Genomic DNA, 23594 nt, shown 5'->3' with positions numbered 1-23594 from the left:
GGCGGTACGCCGTAGGCTGGGGAAGTGACCACAGCCCTGTACCGCCGCTACCGCCCCGAGAACTTCGGCGAGATGATCGGGCAGTCCCAGGTGACTGATCCGCTCATGACCGCGTTGCGCAGCGACCGGGTCGGGCACGCCTATCTCTTCTCCGGTCCTCGCGGCTGCGGAAAGACCACCTCAGCACGTATTCTCGCCCGTTGTCTGAACTGCGCGGAGGGTCCCACCGACACCCCGTGTGGCACGTGCCCGAGCTGTGTAGAGCTGTCCCGCGCCGGTGGAGGATCCCTCGACGTCGTCGAGATCGATGCGGCGAGCCACAATGGTGTCGACGATGCCCGTGACCTGCGCGAGCGGGCGACCTTCGCCCCCAGCCGCGATCGCTTCAAGATCTTCATCCTCGACGAGGCGCACATGGTCACGCCTCAAGGCTTCAATGCGCTGCTGAAACTCGTCGAAGAGCCGCCGGCACACGTCAAGTTCATCTTCGCGACCACCGAGCCCGACAAGGTGCTCGGCACCATCCGCTCTCGTACGCACCACTATCCGTTCCGGCTGGTGCCACCGGCGGCGATGCTCGAGTACGTCGAGAAGCTCTGTGTGGAAGAGGGCGTCAAGGTTGCACAGGGTGTGCTGCCGCTCGTTGTCCGTGCCGGTGGCGGATCGCCTCGTGACACGCTGTCGCTGCTTGACCAGCTGATCGCGGGCTCTGACACCGACACGGTCGCATACGAACGCGCTGTGTCGCTGCTCGGTTACACGCACGGTGCGCTGCTGGATGAGATCGTCGAGGCGCTCGCCGCGGGCGATGCCGCCGCCGCATTCCCCGCGATCGATCGAGTGGTGCAGACAGGGCAAGACCCGCGCCGCTTCGTCGATGATCTGCTGGAGCGACTGCGCGACCTCATCGTGATCGCCGCGGTCGGCGACGGTGCCTCCGCCGTGCTGCGCGGCCTGGCCGAAGACGAGCTGATCCGCATGCGCGCACAGGCCACCGCGTACGGTGCGGCGCGCCTCTCGCGTACCGCCGACGTCGTGAGCGCCGCTCTGGATGACATGGCGGGAGCCACATCCCCCCGTCTGCACCTGGAACTCATGATCGCCCGGGTGCTGAGCGCCGCAGGGCAGGGCGTTGCGGTGCAGGGCGTTGCGGTGCAGGGCGTTGCGGTGGCTGGCGTCGCGCCCGCTGCTGTACCGGCTGTTGTCGCTGCGCCGGTCGTTGCTGCGCCGGCTGCCGCACCAGTCGTATCTGCGCCGGTCGTAGCGGCCCCGGTCGCTGAGCCCGTCGTCGCTGCGCCGGTCGTAGCGGCGCCGGTCGCTGCCACTCCGGTCGCTGAGCCCGTCGAAGCACCCGTCGAGCCTGAACCCGCACTCGAACCTGAACCCGTCGAACCAGAGCCCGAACCCGCACCCGCACCCACCGTGTCCGGACCGGTCGATTTCGAACGCATCCGCTCGTCGTGGCCGGCCATCCTCACGCGGCTCGAAGACGTGAGTCGCACGTCGTGGCTGTTGGTCACCACGGTGCAGCCGCTCGACTTTGACACCGCATCCGAGGTTCTGACGATCGGCTTCGCTGGGCAGCAGGACGTCGCGAAGTTCAAGGGCACGGCGCCCGGTGACGGAGCATCCGATCACCTTCGCGCTGCCATCGATCAGGAACTCGGCGTACGTGTGAAGTATCGCCCTGCGCCGCTGCCGCCGACGGCGTTATCCGAGGCCGCCGAGCCTGCTCCTGTGCGCACCGCGCCGAAGTCTGCTGCGACGCCCGCGCCGCAGCAGGCAGCCGCATCGACGCCCGTCACAGAGTGGGCGGTTGCCGCAATTCCCAGCGCGGAAGTGGCTGCGCCGCAGCCGCAGTTCCCGGTCGTTGAGGAGCCTGCAGAGGTGGAGTCCGCGGCATCCGCGCCCCTGCCGCCGAGCGACGGCGCCACGGATCGCGATGAACCGCCGATGCCGAGCGACGACGAGGCGCCGTACCCCGACGACGAGCCGCCACCCTACGATCCTCCGATGCCCCCGCAGGCATCGGCTCCGCAGATCCCGACCCCGCAGGCACCGGCTCACCAGGCACCCGCTCCTCAGGCGGCTCCTTCTGCGCCCGCGCCGCAGCGCACTGCTCCCGCCACCCCGCCCAAGGCGGGCAACGGAGGCGTACAGCGCTACGGCGAGGCTGTCATCCGCCAGGTGCTCGGCGCGACCTTCGTGCGCGAAGAGCCCTACGAGCCTCCGACGAGGTTCGCCTGATGTACGACGGCATCGTTCAGGAACTCATTGACGAATTCGGGCGTCTTCCCGGTATCGGGCCGAAGTCCGCGCAGCGCATCACGTTCCACATCTTGCAGACACCATCCTTTGATGTCGCGCGGCTGGCGGAACTGCTCGCCGACGTCCGCGCCAGAGTGCGCTTCTGTGAGGTCTGCGGCAACGTCTCCGAGCAGGATCGCTGTTCGATCTGCCGTGATCCCCGCCGCAATCCGGCGCTGATCTGCGTTGTCGAAGATGCGAAGGACGTATCAGCGATCGAACGCACACGCGAGTTCCGTGGTCTTTACCACGTGCTCGGTGGAGCGATCAGCCCGATCGCAGGCGTGGGCCCTGATGACCTGCGCATCACTCAGCTGATGACGCGACTCGCTGACAGCACAGTGCAGGAAGTGATTCTGGCGACGAACCCGAACCTTGAGGGCGAGGCGACGGCAAGCTACCTGAGCCGCCTGCTCACCACGATGCAGATCACTGTCTCGCGCCTGGCATCCGGCCTGCCGGTCGGCGGCGATCTTGAGTACGCCGACGAGGTCACGCTCGGTCGCGCGTTCGAGGGCCGGCGCACGCTGTGACCACCGCAAAATGAACGCCCACGGCGGTTTTACCCGAAAGGGATGGCTGCTGTTCGGTGCCATGGCCGTGCTGTGGGGCATCCCGTATCTGTTCATCAGCATCGCGGTGCAGTCCTACTCCCCACCGGCGATCGTTGCCGGTCGCGCGATCATCGGCGCGCTCGCGCTGCTGCCGTTCGCGATCCGTAGCGGAGCACTCAAAGCAGCGCTGCCACACTGGCGGTGGGTGCTGGCATTTGCTGCGGTAGAGATCGCCGGACCGTTTGTATTGCTCGGCCACGCAGAGATGACGCTGCCATCCGGGCTCACCGGACTCCTCGTTGCCACCGTGCCGTTGTTCGCCGTGATCATCGCACTCGTCGGTGGCGATCGCGGCGTCCTCAAGCCCGCACGCGTGATCGGTCTGGCCATCGGATTCATCGGCGTCCTCGTGGTGGTGGCGGGGCCAGGGCTTGCCAGCGGCAACCTGCTTGCCGCTGGTGAAGTTCTGCTGGTCGCGGTGCTCTACGCCACAGCGCCGTTCATCGTGGCGAAGAAGCTGGGCGCGGCGCCATCGCTCGGCGTCATCACCCTCGCGCTCATCGCCAACGGCATCTTCTACCTGCCGATCGCACTTGCCACCCAGCACGAGGTGCCGACGGTGTCAGCCACGGTCGCGCTCGTGATCCTCGCGCTCGTGTGCACTGCTGTCGCGTTCCTGGTGTTCTTCGCCCTGATCCGCGAAGTGGGCCCGGTCCGTGCGCCCCTGTTCACCTACGTCAATCCGGTTGTCGCGATCATCCTGGGCGCGATCGTGCTCTCCGAGCCGCTGACGCCGGGTCTGCTGATCGGATTCCCACTCATCATCATCGGATGCTGGTTCGCAGGCACCGGCGGGCGGCTGCGTGCCCGAGAGAAGGCGCTACCGCCGCCGCAGATGCCCTGAGTCTCACACTCAGCCCTGCGATGCGGCAGGCTCCCGACGAATTACTGCGCGCAGACTGAGCAGCAGCAGGACGAAGCCTGCGCCGATCAGGATGTGCCCGATCCCGGCGATGCCGGCGATCATCTTGGACGATTCCAGGCCCTGCACCTGCAGCATCCCGTGCCAGATCAGCATCGCGCTGGTCAGCACGACGCCGATGTTGTAGACCCAGAAGAACCAACGCAACAGTCTGCTCGATGACAGCGCGAACGTCTTCTCCAGCGCCAGCACGATCAGCAGCACGATCATCCCCAGGGTGAGGATGTGCGTGTGCGCGAGCCCCAGCTGCCCCATCAGGCCCTCGGGAAAGCCGTTGGCCTTGGTGAACTCACGGTAGAAGAGGCCGGCGGCGAGGCCCAACAGCGTGTAGGCGGCGACGGCACGCAGGAGGACGATCTGGGCGGTGCGCGAAACGCCGCGCGGGACGGGAACGGTTTCAATAGTCATAGTTCCAGCGTGCGCGGCCGCCGCGCGTGCAGCATCCATCGAAAGATCGATATCCAGACTGCACATCTCGACGCAGAACGAGGCATGATCGGATCATGTCTGCTCCAGCCGTCACCGATCCTGCTCGGCGGCGGATGCTCACCTCAGCGCGTTTCGCGTTGCATCTGATCACCGTGCTGCTGGCCGTGGTGACAGCGTTGCGTGCCATCACTGTCGGCGTGCCGCTGCTGCCCGCCATGCTCTCAGCGGGCGCCTTCCTGGCCTGCTACGGGGCCGGGGCGCGCTTCACACGCGGTCGCTTTGCGGGCTGGTGGCTGTGCGGCCTCGGCATCCTCTGGTTGGGGATGCTCGTCGTTTCGGCCGAGTTCGTGTGGTTGGCGTTTCCGCTGCTGCTGCTCGCCGGACACGTGCTGCGTGCCTGGCCGTCGGTCGTCTTCGCGCTGCCGGTGCTGACCGCGGCGATCATCGCGCCGATCCTGCACCAGGTGTCGATCTCGTTCGCCCACATCGCAGGACCGCTGTTGGGCGGCGGCTTCGCCCTGGCGATATCCCTCGGCTATGACGCGCTCGTTCGAGATGCCGTCGAACGCGATCGCCTCATCGCATCACTGGTGCGCACACAGGAGGAGATGTCGTCGCTTCAGGAAGAGCTCGCGCGCACTCAGCGTGAGGCTGGCGCCACTCACGAGCGCACCCGCCTGGCGCGCGATCTGCATGACACGATCGCCCAGGAACTCAGCTCCATGGTGCTGCTGGCGCGCAGCGGTGACAGCGAGCGGATGCCGCAAATCGAGTCTCTCGCGCAGCATTCGCTCATCGACCTTCGCCGCATCGTCGCAGCGCTCGCACCGGCTGAGCTCGAGGGCTCCGCGCTCGCGGCCGCCCTCACGCGGATGCTAGACGCACTGCATGCAGACACCGACGTCGACACCGCGCTGAGGGCCGACCAGGAATTGCCGACGTGGCCGACGCCGATCGAGGTGGTGTTCTTGCGAGTCGCGCAATCGGCGCTCGCGAACGTGCGCCAGCACGCGCAGGCGCACGCCGTCGAGATCCGGCTGGAGATGGTGGGGGCGGATGCGCGGCTGACGGTGACGGATGACGGCGTCGGCTTCCGGCCCGACGATTCGGCGATGCCTTCGCCTTCGACGTCGTACGGCCTCTCGGCCATGCGCTCGCGGCTGGGCGAGTACGGGGGAGAGCTCACCGTGCGCTCGGCGCCTGGAGAGGGCACTGTTCTTGTCGCGCAGGTACCGGTGCGTGCAGCGGCGTCCGTGGAGGAAGGCCGCGAATGAGCACACGAGTCATGCTGATCGATGATCATCCGGTGGTGCGTGCGGGCCTGCGTGCCGTCATCGAGGCGCGCGGATTCACCGTGGTGGGGGAGGCGTCGACCGGCGAAGAGTCGCTCGCGATGGCATCCGCGCTGAAACCGGATGTCGTCCTGTGCGACCTCCGCCTCGGTGACGGGATGGATGGCGTCCAGACGACGGCGGAGCTGCGGCGGCTGCCGAATGCCCCGGCCGTGCTGATCCTGACGACGTTCGATCATGATGCGCAGATCATTCGCGCGATCGAGGCCGGAGCTGCCGGCTATCTGCTGAAGGACGTCGACACCGACACGATCGTGCGTGCGATCGTCGATGCTGCCGCAGGCGCCCTGGTTCTCACGCCGGGCGGCGATGAGCGTCTGATCGCGGCTCTGCGCGCACCGCGCGTCGAACTCACCGAACGCGAACGCGACGTCCTGCTGCTGATCGATGCGGGTGCGGCGAACAAAGAGATCGCCACACGACTGTTCATCACGGAATCCACAGTCAAAACCCATGTCGTGCATCTGCTGGAGAAACTCGGCGTCGCCAGCCGTTCCGCCGCGGCCAGCGAGGCGCGTCGACTCGGACTTCTCTGACCGGCAAAGCGTCACATGCATTTGGCGGCATACGCGGCGAAAGTAGAATGGCCGGTGGGCGGAACTGCCCGACATCCCTGGGAGTGAACGTGGCCCTCATTGTGCAGAAGTACGGCGGCTCGTCCGTCGCCGACGCTGAGAGCATCAAGCGCGTCGCCAAGCGCATAGTCGACACCCGACGCGCAGGGCACGATGTCGTCGTCGCCGTGAGCGCGATGGGCGACACGACCGACGAACTGCTCGAACTCGCGAACGAGGTCGCGCCGATCCCCGCACCGCGTGAACTCGACATGCTGCTCTCCAGTGGGGAGCGCATCTCGATGGCGTTGCTCGCCATGGCGATCCACTCCATGGGCTTCGAGGCACGCTCGTTCACCGGTAGTCAGGCCGGCATGATCACGGATGACCATCACGGCTCGGCGCGCATCGTCGATGTCACACCGGTTCGCCTGCGGGAAGCGCTCGACGAGGGCGCGATCGTCATCGTCGCCGGATTCCAGGGCTTCAACCGCGACACCCGCGACATCACCACACTCGGCCGTGGCGGCTCCGACACGACTGCTGTCGCACTGGCATCCGCGCTGAGCGCCGACGTGTGCGAGATCTACAGCGACGTCGACGGCATCTACACCGCGGATCCGCGAATCATCCCCCGTGCGCAGAAGCTCGATCACCTCTCCAGCGAAGAGATGCTCGAGCTGGCCGCAAACGGCGCCAAGGTTCTCTACATCCGCGCTGTCGAGTTCGCCCGCCGTCACGGCGTGCTCATCCACGCACGATCGTCCTTCTCATCAAGCGAAGGCACTTACGTTCTGGGCGAGGGCATGAAGAACCCCCGCGAAGCTGAGGGAGAAGTCATGGAAGAACCGATCGTCGCAGGCGTGGCCACCGACATGGGCCAGGCGAAGATCACCGTTGTCGGCGTGCCGGATGTTCCTGGCAAGGCCGCTGAGATTTTCAAGATCGTCGCAAAGTCCGGCGCCAACGTCGACATGATCGTGCAGAACGTGTCTGGGGCCACTGGCCGTGCGGACATCTCGTTCACGTTGCCGAAGGCGGACGCTTCCGCGGCGCTGAAAGCACTGGCCGCTGAGCAGTCCGAAGTCGGGTTCGATGGCCTCATCCACGATGACCAGATCGGCAAGCTCTCGGTCGTCGGCGCCGGCATGCGGGTGCACTCCGGAGTCTCGGCAACGCTTTTCGAGGCGCTGTCGACCGCCGGTATCAACATCGAGATGATCTCGACGTCTGAGATCCGCATCTCCGTGGTGCTGCGCGACACCGACCTCGCCGATGCGTCCCGCATCGTGCACACCGCTTACGGCCTCGACGGCGACGCCGAAGCCGTCGTGCACGCCGGCACCGGTCGCTGAGATGACCATCCTCATCCGGCCGACCTCCGGCATCCGTCCGGCGCGGTAGACTCACCGGAACCCTGACATCGGCGCCAGGCGCGGCATCCGCATCCCGACGCCGTGCCTCGTGCCCCATTCGCAATACCGCACGACGCCAAGGAAACTTTCATGACCCGCATCTCTGACTCAGGACATTCCGTCGCCATCGTCGGCGCCACCGGCCAGGTGGGCGCGGTGATTCGCGAGATCCTCGTGGAGCGCGCGTTCCCGATTCGTGAGCTGCGCCTGTTCTCCTCGGCTCGCTCGGCGGGGAAGGTCATCGAGTTCGCTGGCGTTGACGTCGTCGTTGAGGATGTCGAGACGGCGGATGCCACGGGCATCGACATCGCGCTGTTCTCGGCCGGCGCCACGGCCAGCCGTGCCTACGCCGAGCGCTTCGCGGCCGCAGGTACTGTCGTGATCGACAACTCCAGCGCGTGGCGAGGTGACCCCGAGGTTCCGCTCGTGGTCAGCGAGGTCAACCCGCACGCCATCGATGAGCGCCCCAAGGGCATCATCGCGAACCCGAACTGCACGACGATGGCGATCATGCCGGTGCTGGGGCCCCTGGCCGAGGCCGCTGGTCTCGAGCGGCTCATCGTCTCCACGTACCAGGCCGTCTCCGGCTCCGGTCTCGCCGGTGCGCAGGAGCTGCTCGGCCAGGTCGAGGGCGTCCTCGCGCAGGGTGACACGCTGCGCCTCGTGCATGACGGATCCGCGGTGGACTTCCCGGCGCCGAACAACTACGTCGCCCCCATCGCCTTCGACGTCATCCCGCTCGCGGGTGCGATCGTCGATGACGGGCTGAACGAGACCGACGAAGAGAAGAAGCTACGCAACGAGAGCCGCAAGATCCTCGAACTGCCCGGCCTGCTGGTCGCGGGCACCTGTGTGCGTGTTCCGGTCTTCACCGGTCACTCACTGTCGATCCATGCGGAGTTCGCTGACGACATCACCCCCGACCGGGCACGCGAGATTCTCGCCGAGGCTCCCGGCGTCGCGCTGGAAGAGGTGCCGACACCGCTGCACGCCGCAGGCAAGGACCCGAGCTTCGTCGGCCGCATCCGTGCCGACCAGTCTGCACCCGAAAACAAGGGCCTCGTGCTGTTCGTCAGCAACGACAACCTGCGCAAGGGCGCAGCCCTCAACGCCGTGCAGATCGCCGAGATCGTCGCCGCGCGCCTCACCGTCGCTGCCTAGTCGCCGCATAACCGGTCGGTGGCGTCGAGCCGCCGGCACACTTGCAGGGCGGATGCACGGATGTCTGGCCATCCGACGGCGTTTCGCCCTGCATCCGTTCGATCGCCCTGCATCTGTGCAGGGCAGCGCCACGGCGTCGGATGCAGGGCAGGGATGGTTCGTGGGGCACCGCCCGCGGATTAGACTGATCTGGTGACTGAATCCGTCGACGTTGTCCTCATCGGTGGTGGCATCATGAGCGCCACACTGGGTACCTTGCTGCACGAGCTGCAGCCAGACTGGAAGATCGTCGCCTTCGAGCGACTGTCTGATGTGGCCCAGGAGAGCTCGAACCCGTGGAACAACGCGGGTACCGGCCACGCCGCCCTCTGCGAGCTGAACTACATGCCGCAGACCGGTGGACCGCTCGACCCCGCCAAGGCGGTCTCGATCAACGAGCAGTTCCAGCAGAGCCGCCAGTTCTGGTCGTCACTGATCGACAAGGGCGTGCTCGATGCGCCGTCGACCTTCATCAACGCCACCCCGCACATGACCTTCGTGCGCGGCGAGAAGGACGTCGCGTACCTCAAGGACCGCTACGAGGTGCTCAAGAAGCAGCCGCTGTTCGATGGCATCGAGTACAGCGAAGACTCCCGCGTGATCAACAAGTGGGCGCCGCTGCTCATGCAGAAGCGCCGCAGCGGGGAGCCCTTCGCCGCCACGCGCGTGCCTGCCGGCACCGACGTCGACTTTGGCGCGCTCACCCACCAGCTCTTCGGCCACCTCAAGGACAACGGCGTCGAGCTGCGCACCAACCACGAGGTGCGTCGGCTCAAGAAGCAGAAGGACGGCAGCTGGGACATCAAGTTCCGCAACTCCCTCGGCCACACCCCTGGTCAGATCAACGCGAAGTTCGTCTTCGTTGGTGCGGGCGGCTGGGCTCTGAAGATGCTGCAGCGCTCCGGCATCCCGGAGATCAAGGGCTACGGCGTCTTCCCGATTGGTGGACAGTTCCTGAAGACCTCGAACCCCGCCATCGTCTCGCAGCACAAGGCGAAGGTGTACTCGCAGGCATCCGTCGGCGCGCCGCCCATGTCGGTGCCGCACCTCGACACCCGCGTCGTCGACGGCGAAGCCTCGCTGATGTTCGGACCATTCGCGACCTTCAGCCCCAAATTCCTCAAGCACGGCTCGATACTCGATCTGGTCACTCAGGTGCGCCCGCATAACCTGTGGCCGATGTTGCGGGTCGCCTTCGCGAACCCCGACCTCATCACCTACCTCGTCGGCGAGTTGATGAAGAATCACCGCAAGAAGGTCGACAGCCTGCGCATCTTCATGCCCACGGCGAAGGATGAGGACTGGACGCTCATCGACGCCGGTCAGCGCGCACAGGTCATGAAGAAGGATGCGAAAAAGGGCGGAGTGCTGCAGTTCGGCACCGAGGTCATCTCAGCGGCTGACGGCTCGATCGCTGGTCTCCTCGGCGCATCGCCCGGTGCATCCACGGCCGTGCCAATCATGCTCAACCTGTTGAAGGACTGCTTCCCGGAGCAGTACTCGGGTTGGGAGCCTGCGCTGCGCGAGCTCATCCCGACGTACGGCCAGACGCTGAACGGGGATGCGGTAGTGGCCGAGAAGTCCATGGCTGCGACAGCGGCCACCCTCAACATCTCGAAGTGACACGGCGCCGTGGCGAAGCTTTACTTCCGCTACGGGGCGATGAACTCCGGCAAGTCGACGTCGCTGCTGCAGGCCGCGTACAACTATGAAGAGCGCGGGCAGCACGTTCTGCTCGCAAAACCCGCGATCGACACCAAGGGTGCAGGCCAGGTGGAGAGCCGCCTCGGCATGACCCGCGAGGTTGATTTCCTGATCCCTCCGGACGGTGACGCGCGAGGGCTGTTCCAGAGCGAGCGCGAGCGGATGCAGCGACGCAGCGACGAGGGACTCATCCCCGCCGCCCCGATCGATGTCGCGTGCCTCCTGATCGATGAGGCGCAGTTCCTGACTGCGGAGCAGGTCGATGATCTGTTCCGGATTGCTGTCAATGACAACATCCCGGTGATCGCCTATGGCATCCGCAACGACTTCCTCACTCATGCATTTCCTGGGTCTGCCCGTCTGCTCGCGATCGCGCACTCCCTCGAGGAGCTGAAGACGATCTGCCGCTGCGGACGCAAGGCAGTGTTCAACGGCCGCGTGATCAACGGCAGCTTCGTGTTCGATGGCGACCAGGTTGCGATCGATGAAGGGGCGAGTGGGGGAGCACCCGCCGACGTCGTCACGTATGAGTCGCTGTGCGGGCACTGCTATCTGGAGGAATCCGGCGGACGCCTGGGCTGAGGTCCCGAGGCGAGTCTGTCAAAAGCCCACGTTTGCGTGGTCTGACCACACGCGATATTCTGTGGTCGGACCACAGGAGGCGGAATGGCAGAGCGCGCATGGCGACTCGTGCTCGAGCACATCGAGCGCGACCTTCTTGACGGACGCCTCGGTCCCGGTGACCGGCTTCCCTCCGAGCGTGAGCTCGCAGCCAGCCTTGGCGTCGGCCGCTCCAGCGTCCGCGAGGCGCTGCGTGTACTCGAGGTCATGGGGCTGATCCGCACGGCGACCGGTTCAGGCCCGCAGTCTGGCGCGATCGTGATTGCGACACCCTCTGGGGGTATGTCTGCTCTGCTGCGCCTGCAGGTGGCCGCACAGGGCTTCCCGCTGGCGGATGTCGTGGGGACGCGGCTCGTGCTGGAAGATGCGGTGGCGGCATCCCTCGCGGCGGACACTGCCCGCGACACGACTGAAGCTCACCGCGTTCTTGACGCGATGGATGCCAGCACACTGACCCCAGGCGAATTTCTTGCCCTGGATGCTCAGCTGCACCTGTCTCTGGCCGAAGCATCCGGCAATACCGTGATCGCGGCCATGATGGCGGGCCTGCGCACGGCCATCGAGTCTTATGTGCAGGCCGGTTCCGAGGTGATCGCCGACTGGGATGCCATGGCACACAGCCTCCGCGCCGAGCACCGTGAGATCGTCACTGCGATCGACGCAGGCGACGCCGATCGCGCCCGCGCGCTGGTCCGCGCCCACATCACCGGCTACTACATCGCTACCGGCCTGACTCGCGTCACCGATTCCGCGTCACCGATTCCCGAAACTGAACCCCGAAACTGAACCCCAAAACTGAACCCCGAAACTGAGAGGAGCATCATGGTGAAGCGCCAGTTGCCCAACCCGGTCGAGATCCTCGATCTGATGAAGTTCAAAAAGCCCGAGTTCGATGGCAAGAAGCGTCGCCTCGAGGGGGCCCTGACGATCAACGACCTGCGCACGATCGCGAAGCGTCGTACGCCGAAGGCCGCGTTCGACTACACCGATGGCTCTGCCGAGGGCGAGATCTCGCTCACGCGTGCACGCCAGGCGTTCGAGGATGTCGAGTTTCACCCCGGCGTGCTGCGTCCGGCGCCCGACGTCGACACCAGCGTCGACATTCTGGGTGGCCCCAGCGCCCTGCCGTTCGGCATCGCTCCGACCGGCTTCACCCGTCTGATGCAGACCGAGGGTGAGGAAGCTGGTGCGGGCGCCGCCGCTGCCGCCGGCATCCCGTTCACGCTCTCCACGCTCGGCACGACCTCGATCGAGGGCGTGAAGGCAGCGAACCCGAACGGGCGCAACTGGTTCCAGCTGTACGTCATGCGCGACCGTGAGATCTCCTACGAGCTCACCCGCCGCGCTGCCACTGCTGGCTTCGACACGCTGCAGTTCACCGTCGACACCCCGGTCGCCGGGGCTCGTCTGCGCGACAAGCGCAATGGATTCAGCATCCCGCCCCAGCTCACTCTTGGCACGATCATCAATGCGATTCCGCGTCCGTGGTGGTGGTATGACTTCCTCACCACTCCGAAGCTCGAGTTCGCCTCGCTGAGCACCACCGGCGGCACCGTCGGCGAACTGCTGGATGCCGCGATGGACCCGACGATCAGCTACGACGATCTCGAGGTCATCCGTGGTCTTTGGCCGGGCAAGCTCGTCATCAAGGGCGTGCAAAACGTCGAGGATGCTGTGCGGCTGCGCGATGCGGGCGTCGACGGCATCGTGCTGTCAAACCACGGCGGACGCCAGCTCGACCGTGCGCCCATCCCGTTCCATTTGCTGCCAAAGGTGCGAAAGGCAGTGGGCGATGACTTCACGGTCATGGTCGACACCGGCATCATGAACGGCGCCGACATCGTGGCATCCGTCGCGCTTGGTGCCGACTTCACGCTGATCGGACGCGCGTACCTCTACGGGCTGATGGCTGGCGGACGGCAGGGCGTCGATCGTACGATCACGATCCTGCGCACCGAGATCGAGCGCACCATGCGCCTGCTGGGCGTGGCCTCACTCGCCGAGCTCGAGCCCGGTCATGTGACGCAGCTGCAGCGTCTGGTGCCGGTCGCGAAGTAGCTCCGGCGTTTCCCGCTCCCGGCCGAGAACGCAAATTCCGCCCTTCCGAAGCTACGGGAAGGGCGGAATTTGCGTTGTCGAGTTCGGGCTGGTCGGCCCGAGACCTCAGAGAGTGGGCCTCAGAGAGTAGGGATCAGCTCGTCGAGCTTGGTCGCAGTGTCTTCCCAACCGGACACCGCGATCGAGCGGACGCCCATGGCGAGCACGGGGTAGTCGTTGCCGCCCTCGTCGAGGCGGTCGCCGTAGAAGAGCATGTCGTCGAGCGGGATGCCGGTGTGCTCTGTGAGCGAGCGCATGCCGTACGCCTTGTCGATGCCGGCCCGGGTGATGTCGATGGACGTCGAACCACCGGCGCGCACTTCGAGCGCGGGGAGGCGTGCGGCGACCGCGTCGCGTAGCGTCAGACGCTTCTGGCCGGACGGATCCCACGCGTGCTTCGCGTCGCTGGGCGCCTTCTGGCCGAGTGCGGAGAAGGTGATCTGCGAGCCGCGGTCCTCGAGGATGTCGCCCCACGGGTTCTGCTCCCACAGGCCCAGCCGTTCGGCCTCTTCACGAAGAGCCAGCAGTGCCGAGGACTTCTCTTCGTCGGAGAGGTCGTGGGCGTACACGGTGGTGAATTCGGAGCCGTCGTGGCGCAGGTAGCGAGTGCCGCAGGTCGGCAGAAGGTGCAGGCGGCCGAGGCTCGCCGCATCCGCTTCGCCCAGGTTCTCGATGACCTGCGAGCGGAACTGCTGCTCGTTGCCGCCGGAGATGATCGCGACATCGACGCGGGTGAGCAGCGCGCGCAGATGCGCGGCGATACGCGGGTCGATCGCGCTCTTCGACGCGGCAAGCGTGTCATCGAGGTCGAAGGCAACGAGTCGAGGCGTGGTCATGAACTCTCCAGGTGATATGGGGAAGGCCGCCCCGTAGGACGGCCTTCCTGCAACTGTGGTCGGGGTGACAGGATTTGAACCTGCGGCCTCTTCGTCCCGAACGAAGCGCGCTACCAAGCTGCGCCACACCCCGTTGCAACCGTTTGAGTCTACAGGGAAACTGACCGTGCGCCGAATCGAGCGCGGGTCGCGCTGTCAGGCGGGCGTGTCCTGCGCGGTCAGTGTGAGCAGGGTCGCTTCGGGCCGACATGCGAAGCGCACCGGCGCATAGATCGAGTGCCCGCATCCTGCGCTGACGTTGAGTGGGATGCTGCGACCGCCGTGCGTCCAGGTGCTCAAGCCCTTGGCTTGCTTCAGCGGAATATCGCAGTTCGCGACGAGCGTGCCGAAGCCGGGCAGACAGACCTGGCCGCCGTGCGTGTGTCCGCCGAAGATCGCCTGCGCGCCGTTGTCGGTGAAGGCGTTCAGCACTCGCTGGTACGGGGCGTGAGTGACGCCGAGCAGGGGAGTAGCGCCGTCCCGTGCTCCGAGCGACGCGATCGTCGCCGGCACCGAGTCGAGATCATCCCAATCGCGATGGGCATCATCGACACCGAACAGATCGACGGTGCTGCCAGCCACTTCGATGCGTGCGGCAGCATTGTTCAGCCCTGCCCAGCCGAGTTCGTCGGTGAAGTACGCGTCCAAGGCTGCGGTGTCGAGCATCTCGGGATCGCGGTGCCGCTTCGACGGGCCGGAGAAGTACCGCAGCGGGTTGCGCGGCGAAGGGCCTTGCACGTCGTTGGAGCCGTGCACGAAGACGCCAGGAACGCCGGCGAAGGCATCGAAGGCGTTCCGGATGCCCTGCAAGCCGTCGCGGTGACCCAGATTGTCGCCGGTGTTGATCACCAGATCCGGTTCGAGTTCGGCGAGCGAGGACAGCCAGTCCTGCTTGCGGCGCTGCCAGGGAGCCATGTGGGCATCGGAGACGTGCAGCACTCGCAATGGTCGCGCACCCGGTGCGAGGGCGGCGACGGATGCTTCGCGAACGGTGAAGAGGTAGCGCTCGATGCCGATGCCCCAGACGGCGCAGGCGGCACCCACAGCCCCCACCGCGCCGAGCGCGATGAGGGCAGGGTGAGCGGAGCGCGAACGCCCCGTCAGCACTTGATCGTCACGGTGGTGGACTTGTTCGCCGCGGTGCCGGCAGAAGGGCTCGTGCTCTCTACCTCGGCGTCGGGCTTCGCGCACGACCCATGCGGTGACACATTGCCGTATCCCGCGGCATTCAGGGTGTTGATCGCGCTCTGGAGCGATTCGCCGGTCACATCGGGCACGGTCGCACTCTGCCCGTTGCTGGGCGAGAGCGTGACGGTCGTGCCACCAGGTGCCTGACCAGCGCCCGGATCCTGTGCGGCGACGAGTCCCTCGGCGATGTCGCTGTCGACCGCGTCGCCCACAGCAACGCTGAATCCGGCATCCTCGAGGGTGCGTGTCGCATCCTCGATCGTCTGTCCGACGACGCCGGGCAGATCGGTGAGGATCCGGCGCGTGAGGTTGCTGTCCGGCTGCGGGAAATTATCGCCACCGCCGAGCAGCTGGTTGGCGGCGTACTGCATGTCGCGGGCAAGGGGGTAACGGATGCTCTCCAGATCGTTGCCGTTGTACCACGGCTGCTTCCACATGTCGGCCTGGCCCTCCGTACGGCCGACGAACACCGCAGTGGTGGCCCTCGTGCTCGACTCGATCATCATGGTCGAGTAACTCTCGTGCGAGCCGGTCTTGCCGATCAGCGGTGTACCGTCGCCCGTGTTGGCGGCGGAGCCGGTGCCGCCGCCGGTCATGACGCCCTGAAGAGCGTAGGCAGCGGTGGCCGCGACCTCGGGGGTGATGACCTGAGAGCAAATCGTCTCGGGCACTGCCAACTCGGCGCCCGACTGGTCGATGACCTTGTCGATCGCCTTCGGCTCGCAGTAAATGCCGCCGTTGGCGACAGTCGCGTAGGCGCCCGCCATATCCAATGGGGAGATGAACTTGTCGCCGAGCACGTTGTAAGGGACGGGAAGGTTGCCCTTGATACTGATGTCGGCAGGGCTGCCGCCCTTGGCGAGGTCGACTCCCATGCGCTCTGCGACCTTGTTGATGTCGCAGATGTCGAGCTCGGACGCCATAGCGAGGTAGCCGGAGTTGAGTGAGTTCCTCGTGAACGTCATGGGCGTGCCGGTGTAGCCGCCGTTGCGACCGAAGTTTTCGATTTGGTCCTTTTTCAGCGGGAGAGTCGCATCCACGCAAGCGGCCGGTATTTTCAGATTCCGCTGGCGGCCGTTGATCGACTCGTTTACCGAGTGGCCCTTTTCCAGCCAGTCGACGAGGGTGAACAGCTTGTAAGACGAGCCGACCGGGAAGCCTCCGGATCCGCCGTGCTCGTGGTCCGCGGCGTAGACGAGCGACGAGTACGCCTGGTCTTCGACCTCGGTCGCGGATTCTCGGAAGATCGTGTTCTGCGTCATCGCCAGGATGCGGCCGTTGCCCGGCTCGATCGTTACCCCGGCTGCGCCGAAGTACTGGTTGTCCAAGTTCGGAGGTACGCGGCTCTGCATGGCATGCACAGCGGGGTCCTGCACGCGCAGATCGAGCGTGGTGTAGATGTCCAAACCGCCACGCTGCAGGGCGTTCACGCGCTCCTGGTCGGTGTCTCCGAAGGCGGGGTCGTCGAGCACGATGGTCTCCACGTACTTACAGAAGTAGGCATTCGCCACCGCTGCCGCACAGCCCTGGGTCGCCGGCTTGATCACCGGCACGATCGCCGAAGCATCCGCAGCGTCGTACTGCTCTTGCGTGATCTTGCCCTGGGTGATCATCATGCCCAGTACGTAGTGACGGCGATCCTTCGCGAGCGCATAGCCGTCGGCCTCGCTGTTCACTGCGTTGCCCGCCGAGTCAGTGTCAGAACCCTCGATCTTGTCGATCCGGAAGGTGTTCGGATTCTGCACCATGCCGGCAAGTGTCGCTGCCTGCTCGAGGGTGAGGTTAGCCGCAGTGGTGCTGAAATAGTAGTTGGCCGCGGCTTCGATGCCGTAGACCGTGCTACCGAAACTGGCGATGTTCAGGTAACCGAGCAGGATCTCGTTCTTCGAGTAGTCCTTTTCGATCTGGATCGCGTAGCGCAACTCCTGCAACTTGCGCTCGATGCCGTCGCTGCCCTGGGCATTCGCTGCATCCCACCAGCACTGCTCGATCTTTTCGCCGTAGTTCGGGTCGGTGGTCGAGACACCTTGCTCGCACCGCTGGATCAGGACGTTCTTGACGTACTGCTGGGTGATCGTCGAGGCGCCGCGTGATGACGTCTTGGTGAGGTTGTCGATGAGGGCCCTCGCGGTGGCGCCGACGTTGATGCCGCCGTGCTCGTAGAAGCCCTTGTCCTCACTGGAGAGGATCGCATCGAACATCACGGGGGCGACCTGCTCGAAGGTGACCTGCGTGCGGTTCTGGTCGAAGAAGCTCGCCATCGGCGTGGGGTTGCCGTCGTGGCCGATGGCGTAGAACGTGCTCGGCTCCATCGGCGCATCCGGCTTGAGATACGACGGCAGATTTTCGAACAGGTCGAGGGCTTGGGATCCGGCGGCACCGGCGACGGCCAGAGCGGGCGTCACTGTTGCGGTCACCAGGACCCCGGCGACCACGCTGAGCCCGACGAGACCGAGGAGGCCGCCGAGCACGCCTTTCGCCGTGCGATTCTTCTGAGGCATACGCTAGATCGTAGGGGAGTTCCCTGAATACCGCCTTTGACGCTCGGCAGAGCCGACCGTCGCTGATGTGCAGGAGTGCCATGACTACGTGGGAGTATCTGACTACACCGCTGCTGATTCACAACACCGCAGCAATTCTCAACAACTGGGGCAAGCAGGGCTGGGAGCTTGTGCAGGTCATCACGGGCCCCGAGGGGGGCCTCGTGGCCTACCTGAAGCGGCCCGTCGTGGGCGACGACTCGAACAGCGTCGGTCTCGCCGCAGCCGAGCAGGCAGCACGCAAGTTTGAGGGCGGTGCCGCATGAGCATTGCCGCGCGTCTGAACGAACTCGCAATCGTGCTGCCCGAGGTGGCAGCACCCGTGGCTGCGTACGTCCCCGCGGTGGTGCACGCAGGCCTCGTCTACACGTCCGGCCAACTGCCGTTCGCCGGCGGAGCGCTTCCCGCGACCGGCAAGGTGGGTGCTGAGGTGACGGCTGAGGATGCCAAGGGTTATGCCCGCACGTGTGCCCTGAACGCGGTGGCTGCAGCTGCGGCGGCTGCTGGCGGCGTGGACAAGCTCGGCGGCGTATTGCGCGTCGGTGGCTTCGTGGCATCCGACCCGGCGTTTTCCGGACAGCCCGGTGTGATCAACGGTGCGAGCGAAGTTCTCGGCGAGATCTTCGGCGACGCCGGCCTGCACGCCCGTGCCGCCGTCGGCGTCGCAGTGCTGCCATTGGACAGCCCGGTCGAGGTTGAGGTCACCTTCATCCTCGCTTGACGTGTGGCGCGCAAACAGCCTCCCCATCAACTGATGGGGAGGCTGTTCGCGTTTCCGCCTACTGGGGGTCAGCGGAAGTCTTGCGTCGCATCAGCGGTGCGCCGAGGAACGCAGCGAGCCCGACGGCGATGAGTCCTGCGCCCGCAATCAGTGCTGCGCTGGGGTCTGCTCCCGTCGCCGCCAACGAGTTCCGCTGCACGGTGACGCCGGAGACGAGGACGACGCCGGCATCTGCGATGTCCAGGATGAGGTGGTGGTCACCATCCTGCACTGCGGCCAGATCGAAGCTGCCGGCCACCGTGCTGCCATCCCAGTGCACAGTGCCCAGAGCGATCGGCGTCGAGCGCATGTTGCCGATGATGCTCGAGCGCGTTTCGTTCATCTTTTTGACGAAGTTCGTCATCAAGTCGAACTCTTCGTTGCGCTTGCCCGTGAGCGCCTGCAGCCTCAGCATGTCCATTTGCTGGCTGTTCGCCGTCGCATCGATCATGGTGCGCAGCGACTGGAGCAGCGATGCTGCGTCCGACGCGCGGTCCTCAGCGGAAGCGGAGAGGAAAGGATGATCGATGCCGGCGGCCTTCACTTCGTCAACGGATGCGGCGTAAGTCGTATCGGTTGGTGAGGCGAGGTACACGGACACGGCGGATACCGCGGCGTTCAACATTGCAATCTGAGTGTTGCGCGCCTGGACCCCGGTGAGTTGCGCCGCCAGATCGGCATCGAGTGCGGAGGCGCGGGATGACTGGACGGCCATTAGTGCGGCCTCGAGACTCATTGCTGCCACCGGCGTCTGAATCAAGGCGATACCAGGGGCGGTCACCAGCGTGGCTGAACTCATGGCAGACAGCCCCGGCTGCAATGCAGGTGCAGGCGTCCACGCCAGGCCGAGCAACTGGCCTGCTGCATTGGTGACTGGGACGGGCTGGTTGCTGCGAGCGGCCGATAGCAGTTGGCTTAACTGGGCGTTGGTGATGCCGCCGATGGCTGCTCCGAGGTCCGCGGCGTTGCCCAGTGCTATCGGTGGGACGAGCATCGGCGCTGTCGGGGCGATAGGGGATGTCGTCGGTGACGGAGTGGAGGTGGGCAGGGGATTCGGTTCCGCGGTGGGCTCGGCGGTCGGTGTCGGTGTCGGTGTCGGTGTCGGGTCGGTGGTCGGTGTCGGCTCCGGGGTGGTGGGCGTCGGCTCTGTTGTGGGTTCCGGCGTGGGCTCGGTAGTGGGTTGCGGTGTCGGCTCAGCGGTGGGTTCTGGCGTCGGCTCGGCCGTGGGTTCTGGCGTCGGTTCCGTAGTGGGTTCCGGCTCCGGTGTCGGCACTGTACCGTTCGAGACGATCGCGAATCTGCGCTCAATCGTTAGCGCTGCCGGGCTCGTCTCAGCGGACGGAAGCGCGAACGGCTCGTTCGCAGCGGTCTGCGTGTCGTCGAGGTCGTACCCGGTCGGCGGCAGGAATCGCACGCTGTAGTCCGGGGAATCGCTCGTGGGTAGTGCGCCGGATGCGAACGAGCCGTCGGCGGCGATCGGCACCTGCTGTACGAGCGTGCCCGCGCTCGCGATGAGGAGGCTGGCTCCACGGAGGTCGGCTACGGGCTCACCATCCGCTGTCGCGACGACGGATCCGGAAACAGCACCGAACGGACCCCACAGCATGACCTCGACGGGAGCATCTCTGCTCACCGGGAACTCGGTGCGCGTCGAGGTCGTCTCGAGATCGCCGACGGCGCCCGGCCACTCAGCATCCACCACATAGCTCGACTCGGCACCGGTCACCTCGAGTTGGAGGGTGCCACCGGCGCCAGTGGTTCCGGAGGCGATCACCGTATCGTCGCCGTAGGGGCTGCGGATCGCGATCTCGACGCCGGCGAGGGATGCGGCATCCATCCCATCGGTGATGCTCGTGGTGACGTCAACGGTGTGTGTCGACGGCTCCTCGGCGTGAGCGACCAGCGGCACGGACATCAGCGTCAGACCGATCACCGTGGCGATCGCGCCGCTGGCCCGGGTGAGCGTGAAGGCCTTCGTGGGGAGGGGGCGATTATGAATCGGGCGACGCATGGGGTGCCTTTCAGCCGTGACTATTTCGACAAGTATGGACTAAGTCCAAACTTACACACAAGCCAAACATCGACTGAGTATTGTGGTGAGGGACGTTGTGAAGGAGCGAACATGGCTGAGGGGCTTCGCGAGCGCAAGATGCGTACCGCCCGGCGCTCGATGGAGCGTGCAGCGGTGGATCTCGCCTATGAAGAAGGGGTGCAGGCGGTCACTGTCGACCGCGTGTGCGAAGCCGCGATGGTCTCTCGCAGTACGTTCTTCAACTATTTTTCCTCCCTTGACCAGGCGATCTTCGGCTCGGCGCTGGAGTACGATCCTGCGCTCACCGATCGCATCCTCACGCAGCACGCACATGATCTTGTGGTCGCGGCCAGCCTGATCGTGATGGCGTCGGTGCGGGGACAGGCCGGCGACGACCTCACGCGCCGCCGGTTCGCGCTGTTCGTGCGTGAACCGGGCGTTACCAGCACGGTCTCCTGGGGGAGCGGGGTGAGCCGCGACCGACTTGTTGATGTGCTCGCCGCGTGGCTCGATGCGCATCCGGAGTATGCGCGTCTGGACGATACGAATCACGTCGCCGAAGCACGTGTGACGGTCGGCCTGGCGATCGCGCTCGGAGACGAAGTGCAGCGTCACGCGCGCGAGGTGGACGGGGAATTCCCGATCGATCTCGAGCGGATTCAGGTCGTTCGCGCTCAGATGGCCGCGATCAGCATCCCGGCGGAGTGACTGCCCACTTCACCGAAACCACAAAACCACGCCGAAAATACACGTATGCGTGTCGTCTCGGCGTGGTTGTGCGGTCTCGCGGGTGACTGGGCTACTTCACCTGCGCCGAGATGATGCTCATCACCGCGGTGTCGGCAAGCGTCGTGGTGTCGCCGACCTCGCGGCCCTCGGCGACATCGCGCAGCAGGCGACGCATGATCTTTCCGGAGCGGGTCTTCGGGAGCTCACCGACGATGTAGACGTCGCGGGGGCGAGCGATCGCACCGATCTGCTCGCCGACCCACAGTCGGAGCAGCTGGGCAAGGCCCGCCGGGTCGTGTCCGGAGAGATAGCTCTCCTTGATGATCACGAATGCAACGACTGCCTGGCCTGTCGCGTCATCGGATGCGCCGACCACTGCGGCCTCGGCCGTCGCCTCGTGCGCAACCAGAGACGACTCGATCTCGGCCGTCGACAGACGGTGTCCCGACACGTTCATCACGTCATCCACGCGTCCGAGCAGCCACACGTCGCCGTCTTCATCGAGGCGGGCGCCGTCACCGGCGAAGTAGTACCCCTGGTCTTCGAACTTCTCCCAGTAGGTCTCCCGGTAGCGCTCGGGGTCTCCCCAGATGCCGCGCAACATTGCCGGCCACGGCTCGGTGATCACGAGCAGACCGCCGTTGCCGTTGCCGACCTCGGCACCAGACTCATCGACGACGTCGAGTGAGATTCCGGGGATCGGCACCTGTGCGGAGCCCGGCTTGGTTGAGACCACGCCGGGGAGCGCCGACACCATGATCGCGCCGGTCTCGGTCTGCCACCACGTGTCGACGATCGGGGCCTTATTTGCCCCGATGACCTCGCGGTACCACATCCAAGCCTCGGGGTTGATGGGTTCGCCCACTGATCCGAGCAGGCGGATCGAGGACAGATCGAACGCGGCAGGAATGCTGCGCCCGGTTTTCATGAACGAGCGGATCGCGGTCGGCGCGGTATAGAAGATCGACACCTTGTACTTCTGGATGATCTCCCACCAGCGTCCGGGGTGCGGGGCATCCGGGGTGCCTTCGTAGAGCACCTGGGTGGCGCCGTTGGCCAGGGGCCCGTACGTGACGTAGCTGTGGCCGGTGATCCAGCCGATGTCGGCCGTGCACCAGAACACGTCGGTTTCGGGCTTCAAGTCGAAGACGTTCTTGTGCGTGTATGCGGCCTGGGTGAGGTAGCCACCCGAGGTGTGCAGGATGCCCTTGGGTTTGCCCGTGGTGCCGGAGGTGTAGAGGACGAACAGCGGGTTCTCGGCCGGGAACGGCTGCGCCTCGTGCTCTGCGGATGCCGCAGGCACGGCGTCGTGCCACCAGTGATCGCGGCCCTCGACCCAGCCGACCTCATTCTCGCCGCGCTTGACGACCAATACATGCTCGACGGTCTGCTGCTCACCGTCGCCACGGTCGCTGAGTGACTGGTCGACGGCAGGCTTGAGGGCGGAGACGCGGCCCTTGCGGTAGCCACCATCGGCGGTGATGACGACCTTTGCGCCCGCGTCATCGATACGCGAGCGAAGGCTGTCTGCGCTGTAGCCGCCGAACACGACGGAGTGGATCGCGCCGAGGCGGGCAACGGCGAGCATCGACGCGACGGCCTCGGGGATCATCGGCAGGTAGATGGCGACGCGGTCTCCGGCGACGACGCCGTAGCCAGCGAGCACGTTGGCCACGCGCTTGACCTCGTCGGTGAGCTCGGCGTAGGTGATGCGGCGGGAGTCTCCCGGTTCGCCTTCCCACAGCAGTGCGACCCGGTCACCGTTGCCAGCTTCGACGTGGCGGTCGAGGCAGTTGTAGGCGACGTTGAGTTCGCCGTCATCGAACCACTTCGCGAATGGCGGCGTCGACCAGTCGAGTACTTCGGTGAACGGCTTGTGCCAGTGCAGCAGCTCGCGGGCCTGGTCGCCCCAGAACCCTTCGCGATCCGCGGCGGCGCGCTCGTAGATGTCGGGCTGTGCGACGGCGGCTGCGGCGAACTCGTCCGAAGGCGGGAACTGTCGGGTCTCGTCGAGGAGATGATCGATCTGGCTGCTCATGACGGGCGCTCCTTTGCGGCGGGACGAGGCCGCGCAGAAAACGCGACCGTGACACGGTGACTTTAGTCTGCACCCGATTCGGCCAGTACTGCCGAAAGTCGGTAGTGCGTGGAGTTTTGCGAGACCGGTCGTCATGCGTACACTCGACGACAGCCGAATTTCATTCTGGCCCGGCGTGCTCGTGTCCCCCAAGTTGCGGCACGCCAGTGGGCGGCAT

At 65.8% G+C, this 23594-nt stretch carries 20 protein-coding genes and 1 tRNA gene; 14 read left to right on the top strand and 7 right to left on the bottom strand.

Going from position 1 to position 23594, the window contains the following annotated elements; all coding sequences use genetic code 11:
- Positions 1-24: 24 nt before the first annotated feature.
- Genes ACSU04_RS16640 through ACSU04_RS16630 form a run of 3 tightly spaced genes read left to right on the top strand, consistent with a single transcriptional unit; the run spans position 25 to position 3765 of the window.
- Positions 25-2247 carry a DNA polymerase III subunit gamma and tau gene (locus ACSU04_RS16640; RefSeq protein ID WP_439290329.1) on the top strand — a complete coding sequence of 741 codons (2223 nt, stop codon included), beginning with the start codon at positions 25-27 and terminating at the stop codon, positions 2245-2247.
- Positions 2247-2840, top strand: coding sequence for a recombination mediator RecR (gene recR / locus ACSU04_RS16635; RefSeq protein ID WP_439280846.1), 594 nt, complete (start codon positions 2247-2249; stop codon positions 2838-2840). Before ACSU04_RS16640 ends, recR begins: the two co-directional genes overlap by 1 nt.
- A gap of 10 nt (positions 2841-2850) precedes the next feature.
- On the top strand, positions 2851-3765 hold the full coding sequence (locus ACSU04_RS16630) for a DMT family transporter (protein ID WP_439290328.1): 915 nt from the start codon (positions 2851-2853) through the stop codon (positions 3763-3765).
- 9 nt (positions 3766-3774) lie between these two features.
- Here ACSU04_RS16630 and ACSU04_RS16625 read toward each other — a convergent pair whose 3' ends face one another.
- A complete protein-coding gene (locus tag ACSU04_RS16625; protein WP_439290327.1) occupies positions 3775-4251 on the bottom strand; it encodes a DUF2871 domain-containing protein in 477 nt (158 codons plus the stop codon).
- Between the two features lie 95 nt (positions 4252-4346).
- Between ACSU04_RS16625 and ACSU04_RS16620 the strand changes: the two genes are divergently transcribed.
- The 8 genes from ACSU04_RS16620 to ACSU04_RS16585 all read left to right on the top strand — a co-directional run bounded on the left by ACSU04_RS16620 (position 4347) and on the right by ACSU04_RS16585 (position 13176).
- A complete protein-coding gene (locus tag ACSU04_RS16620) occupies positions 4347-5546 on the top strand; it encodes a sensor histidine kinase (protein ID WP_439290326.1) in 1200 nt (399 codons plus the stop codon).
- A complete protein-coding gene (locus ACSU04_RS16615; RefSeq protein ID WP_439290325.1) occupies positions 5543-6160 on the top strand; it encodes a response regulator in 618 nt (205 codons plus the stop codon). Before ACSU04_RS16620 ends, ACSU04_RS16615 begins: the two co-directional genes overlap by 4 nt.
- Positions 6161-6249: 89 nt before the next feature.
- On the top strand, positions 6250-7533 hold the full coding sequence (locus ACSU04_RS16610; protein ID WP_439280841.1) for an aspartate kinase: 1284 nt from the start codon (positions 6250-6252) through the stop codon (positions 7531-7533).
- 150 nt (positions 7534-7683) lie between these two features.
- Positions 7684-8754, top strand: a complete 1071-nt coding sequence (locus ACSU04_RS16605) for an aspartate-semialdehyde dehydrogenase (protein ID WP_439290324.1) — start codon at positions 7684-7686, stop codon at positions 8752-8754.
- Positions 8755-8946: 192 nt separating this feature from the next.
- Entirely contained in the window at positions 8947-10416 is a 1470-nt protein-coding gene (locus ACSU04_RS16600; RefSeq protein ID WP_439290323.1) for a malate:quinone oxidoreductase, read from the top strand.
- Between the two features lie 9 nt (positions 10417-10425).
- Positions 10426-11079 (top strand): thymidine kinase, encoded by a 654-nt coding sequence (locus ACSU04_RS16595; protein WP_439280838.1) that lies wholly within the window; start codon positions 10426-10428, stop codon positions 11077-11079.
- A gap of 84 nt (positions 11080-11163) precedes the next feature.
- Positions 11164-11904, top strand: coding sequence for a FadR/GntR family transcriptional regulator (locus ACSU04_RS16590; protein WP_439290322.1), 741 nt, complete (start codon positions 11164-11166; stop codon positions 11902-11904).
- A gap of 36 nt (positions 11905-11940) precedes the next feature.
- The gene (locus ACSU04_RS16585; RefSeq protein WP_439290321.1) at positions 11941-13176 is read left to right on the top strand and encodes an alpha-hydroxy acid oxidase; all 1236 of its coding nucleotides are present in this window, start codon (positions 11941-11943) and stop codon (positions 13174-13176) included.
- A 119-nt stretch (positions 13177-13295) separates the two neighbouring features.
- On the opposite strand, the gene ACSU04_RS16580 is transcribed toward ACSU04_RS16585, so the two are convergent.
- The 4 genes from ACSU04_RS16580 to ACSU04_RS16565 form a co-directional block, all read right to left on the bottom strand.
- Positions 13296-14051, bottom strand: a complete 756-nt coding sequence (locus ACSU04_RS16580) for an HAD-IIB family hydrolase (protein WP_439290320.1) — start codon at positions 14049-14051, stop codon at positions 13296-13298.
- 56 nt (positions 14052-14107) lie between these two features.
- A tRNA-Pro gene (locus tag ACSU04_RS16575) sits at positions 14108-14184 on the bottom strand.
- Positions 14185-14246: 62 nt separating this feature from the next.
- A complete protein-coding gene (locus tag ACSU04_RS16570; RefSeq protein ID WP_439290362.1) occupies positions 14247-15194 on the bottom strand; it encodes a metallophosphoesterase in 948 nt (315 codons plus the stop codon).
- Positions 15191-17779, bottom strand: coding sequence for a transglycosylase domain-containing protein (locus ACSU04_RS16565; RefSeq protein WP_439290319.1), 2589 nt, complete (start codon positions 17777-17779; stop codon positions 15191-15193). The genes ACSU04_RS16570 and ACSU04_RS16565 overlap by 4 nt, the downstream gene beginning before the upstream one ends.
- Positions 17780-17859: 80 nt before the next feature.
- Between ACSU04_RS16565 and ACSU04_RS16560 the strand changes: the two genes are divergently transcribed.
- Together ACSU04_RS16560 and ACSU04_RS16555 are read left to right on the top strand one after the other, a co-directional pair.
- Positions 17860-18084 carry a hypothetical protein gene (locus ACSU04_RS16560; protein WP_439280833.1) on the top strand — a complete coding sequence of 75 codons (225 nt, stop codon included), beginning with the start codon at positions 17860-17862 and terminating at the stop codon, positions 18082-18084.
- The gene (locus ACSU04_RS16555) at positions 18081-18539 is read left to right on the top strand and encodes a RidA family protein (protein ID WP_439290318.1); all 459 of its coding nucleotides are present in this window, start codon (positions 18081-18083) and stop codon (positions 18537-18539) included. Before ACSU04_RS16560 ends, ACSU04_RS16555 begins: the two co-directional genes overlap by 4 nt.
- A gap of 58 nt (positions 18540-18597) precedes the next feature.
- Here the strand turns inward: ACSU04_RS16555 and ACSU04_RS16550 are convergent, their stop codons facing one another.
- On the bottom strand, positions 18598-20589 hold the full coding sequence (locus tag ACSU04_RS16550; RefSeq protein ID WP_439290317.1) for a hypothetical protein: 1992 nt from the start codon (positions 20587-20589) through the stop codon (positions 18598-18600).
- Positions 20590-20700: 111 nt separating this feature from the next.
- Between ACSU04_RS16550 and ACSU04_RS16545 the strand changes: the two genes are divergently transcribed.
- Positions 20701-21318 (top strand): TetR/AcrR family transcriptional regulator, encoded by a 618-nt coding sequence (locus ACSU04_RS16545; RefSeq protein ID WP_439280830.1) that lies wholly within the window; start codon positions 20701-20703, stop codon positions 21316-21318.
- Positions 21319-21409: 91 nt separating this feature from the next.
- Here the strand turns inward: ACSU04_RS16545 and acs are convergent, their stop codons facing one another.
- A complete protein-coding gene (gene acs, locus ACSU04_RS16540) occupies positions 21410-23377 on the bottom strand; it encodes an acetate--CoA ligase (protein ID WP_439290316.1) in 1968 nt (655 codons plus the stop codon).
- Positions 23378-23594 lie beyond the last annotated feature (217 nt).

The organism is Microbacterium sp. A84 (assembly GCF_051842815.1).
Taxonomy (GTDB): domain Bacteria; phylum Actinomycetota; class Actinomycetes; order Actinomycetales; family Microbacteriaceae; genus Microbacterium.
Note: the sequence above shows the minus strand (reverse complement) of the source record. Positions and strands in the feature narration are given on the sequence as shown.

Excerpts from the sequence above, each read along its gene's own strand:
- recR (WP_439280846.1), top strand. The coding sequence starts at position 2,247 with ATGTACGACGGCATCGTTCAGGAACTCATTGACGAATTCGGGCGTCTT.
- ACSU04_RS16630 (WP_439290328.1), top strand. The coding sequence starts at position 2,851 with ATGAACGCCCACGGCGGTTTTACCCGAAAGGGATGGCTGCTGTTCGGT.
- ACSU04_RS16625 (WP_439290327.1), bottom strand. The coding sequence starts at position 4,251 with ATGACTATTGAAACCGTTCCCGTCCCGCGCGGCGTTTCGCGCACCGCC.
- ACSU04_RS16620 (WP_439290326.1), top strand. The coding sequence starts at position 4,347 with ATGTCTGCTCCAGCCGTCACCGATCCTGCTCGGCGGCGGATGCTCACC.
- ACSU04_RS16615 (WP_439290325.1), top strand. The coding sequence starts at position 5,543 with ATGAGCACACGAGTCATGCTGATCGATGATCATCCGGTGGTGCGTGCG.
- ACSU04_RS16605 (WP_439290324.1), top strand. The coding sequence starts at position 7,684 with ATGACCCGCATCTCTGACTCAGGACATTCCGTCGCCATCGTCGGCGCC.
- ACSU04_RS16590 (WP_439290322.1), top strand. The coding sequence starts at position 11,164 with ATGGCAGAGCGCGCATGGCGACTCGTGCTCGAGCACATCGAGCGCGAC.
- ACSU04_RS16585 (WP_439290321.1), top strand. The coding sequence starts at position 11,941 with ATGGTGAAGCGCCAGTTGCCCAACCCGGTCGAGATCCTCGATCTGATG.
- ACSU04_RS16580 (WP_439290320.1), bottom strand. The coding sequence starts at position 14,051 with ATGACCACGCCTCGACTCGTTGCCTTCGACCTCGATGACACGCTTGCC.
- ACSU04_RS16565 (WP_439290319.1), bottom strand. The coding sequence starts at position 17,779 with ATGCCTCAGAAGAATCGCACGGCGAAAGGCGTGCTCGGCGGCCTCCTC.
- ACSU04_RS16560 (WP_439280833.1), top strand. The coding sequence starts at position 17,860 with ATGACTACGTGGGAGTATCTGACTACACCGCTGCTGATTCACAACACC.
- ACSU04_RS16555 (WP_439290318.1), top strand. The coding sequence starts at position 18,081 with ATGAGCATTGCCGCGCGTCTGAACGAACTCGCAATCGTGCTGCCCGAG.
- ACSU04_RS16550 (WP_439290317.1), bottom strand. The coding sequence starts at position 20,589 with ATGCGTCGCCCGATTCATAATCGCCCCCTCCCCACGAAGGCCTTCACG.
- ACSU04_RS16545 (WP_439280830.1), top strand. The coding sequence starts at position 20,701 with ATGGCTGAGGGGCTTCGCGAGCGCAAGATGCGTACCGCCCGGCGCTCG.
- acs (WP_439290316.1), bottom strand. The coding sequence starts at position 23,377 with ATGAGCAGCCAGATCGATCATCTCCTCGACGAGACCCGACAGTTCCCG.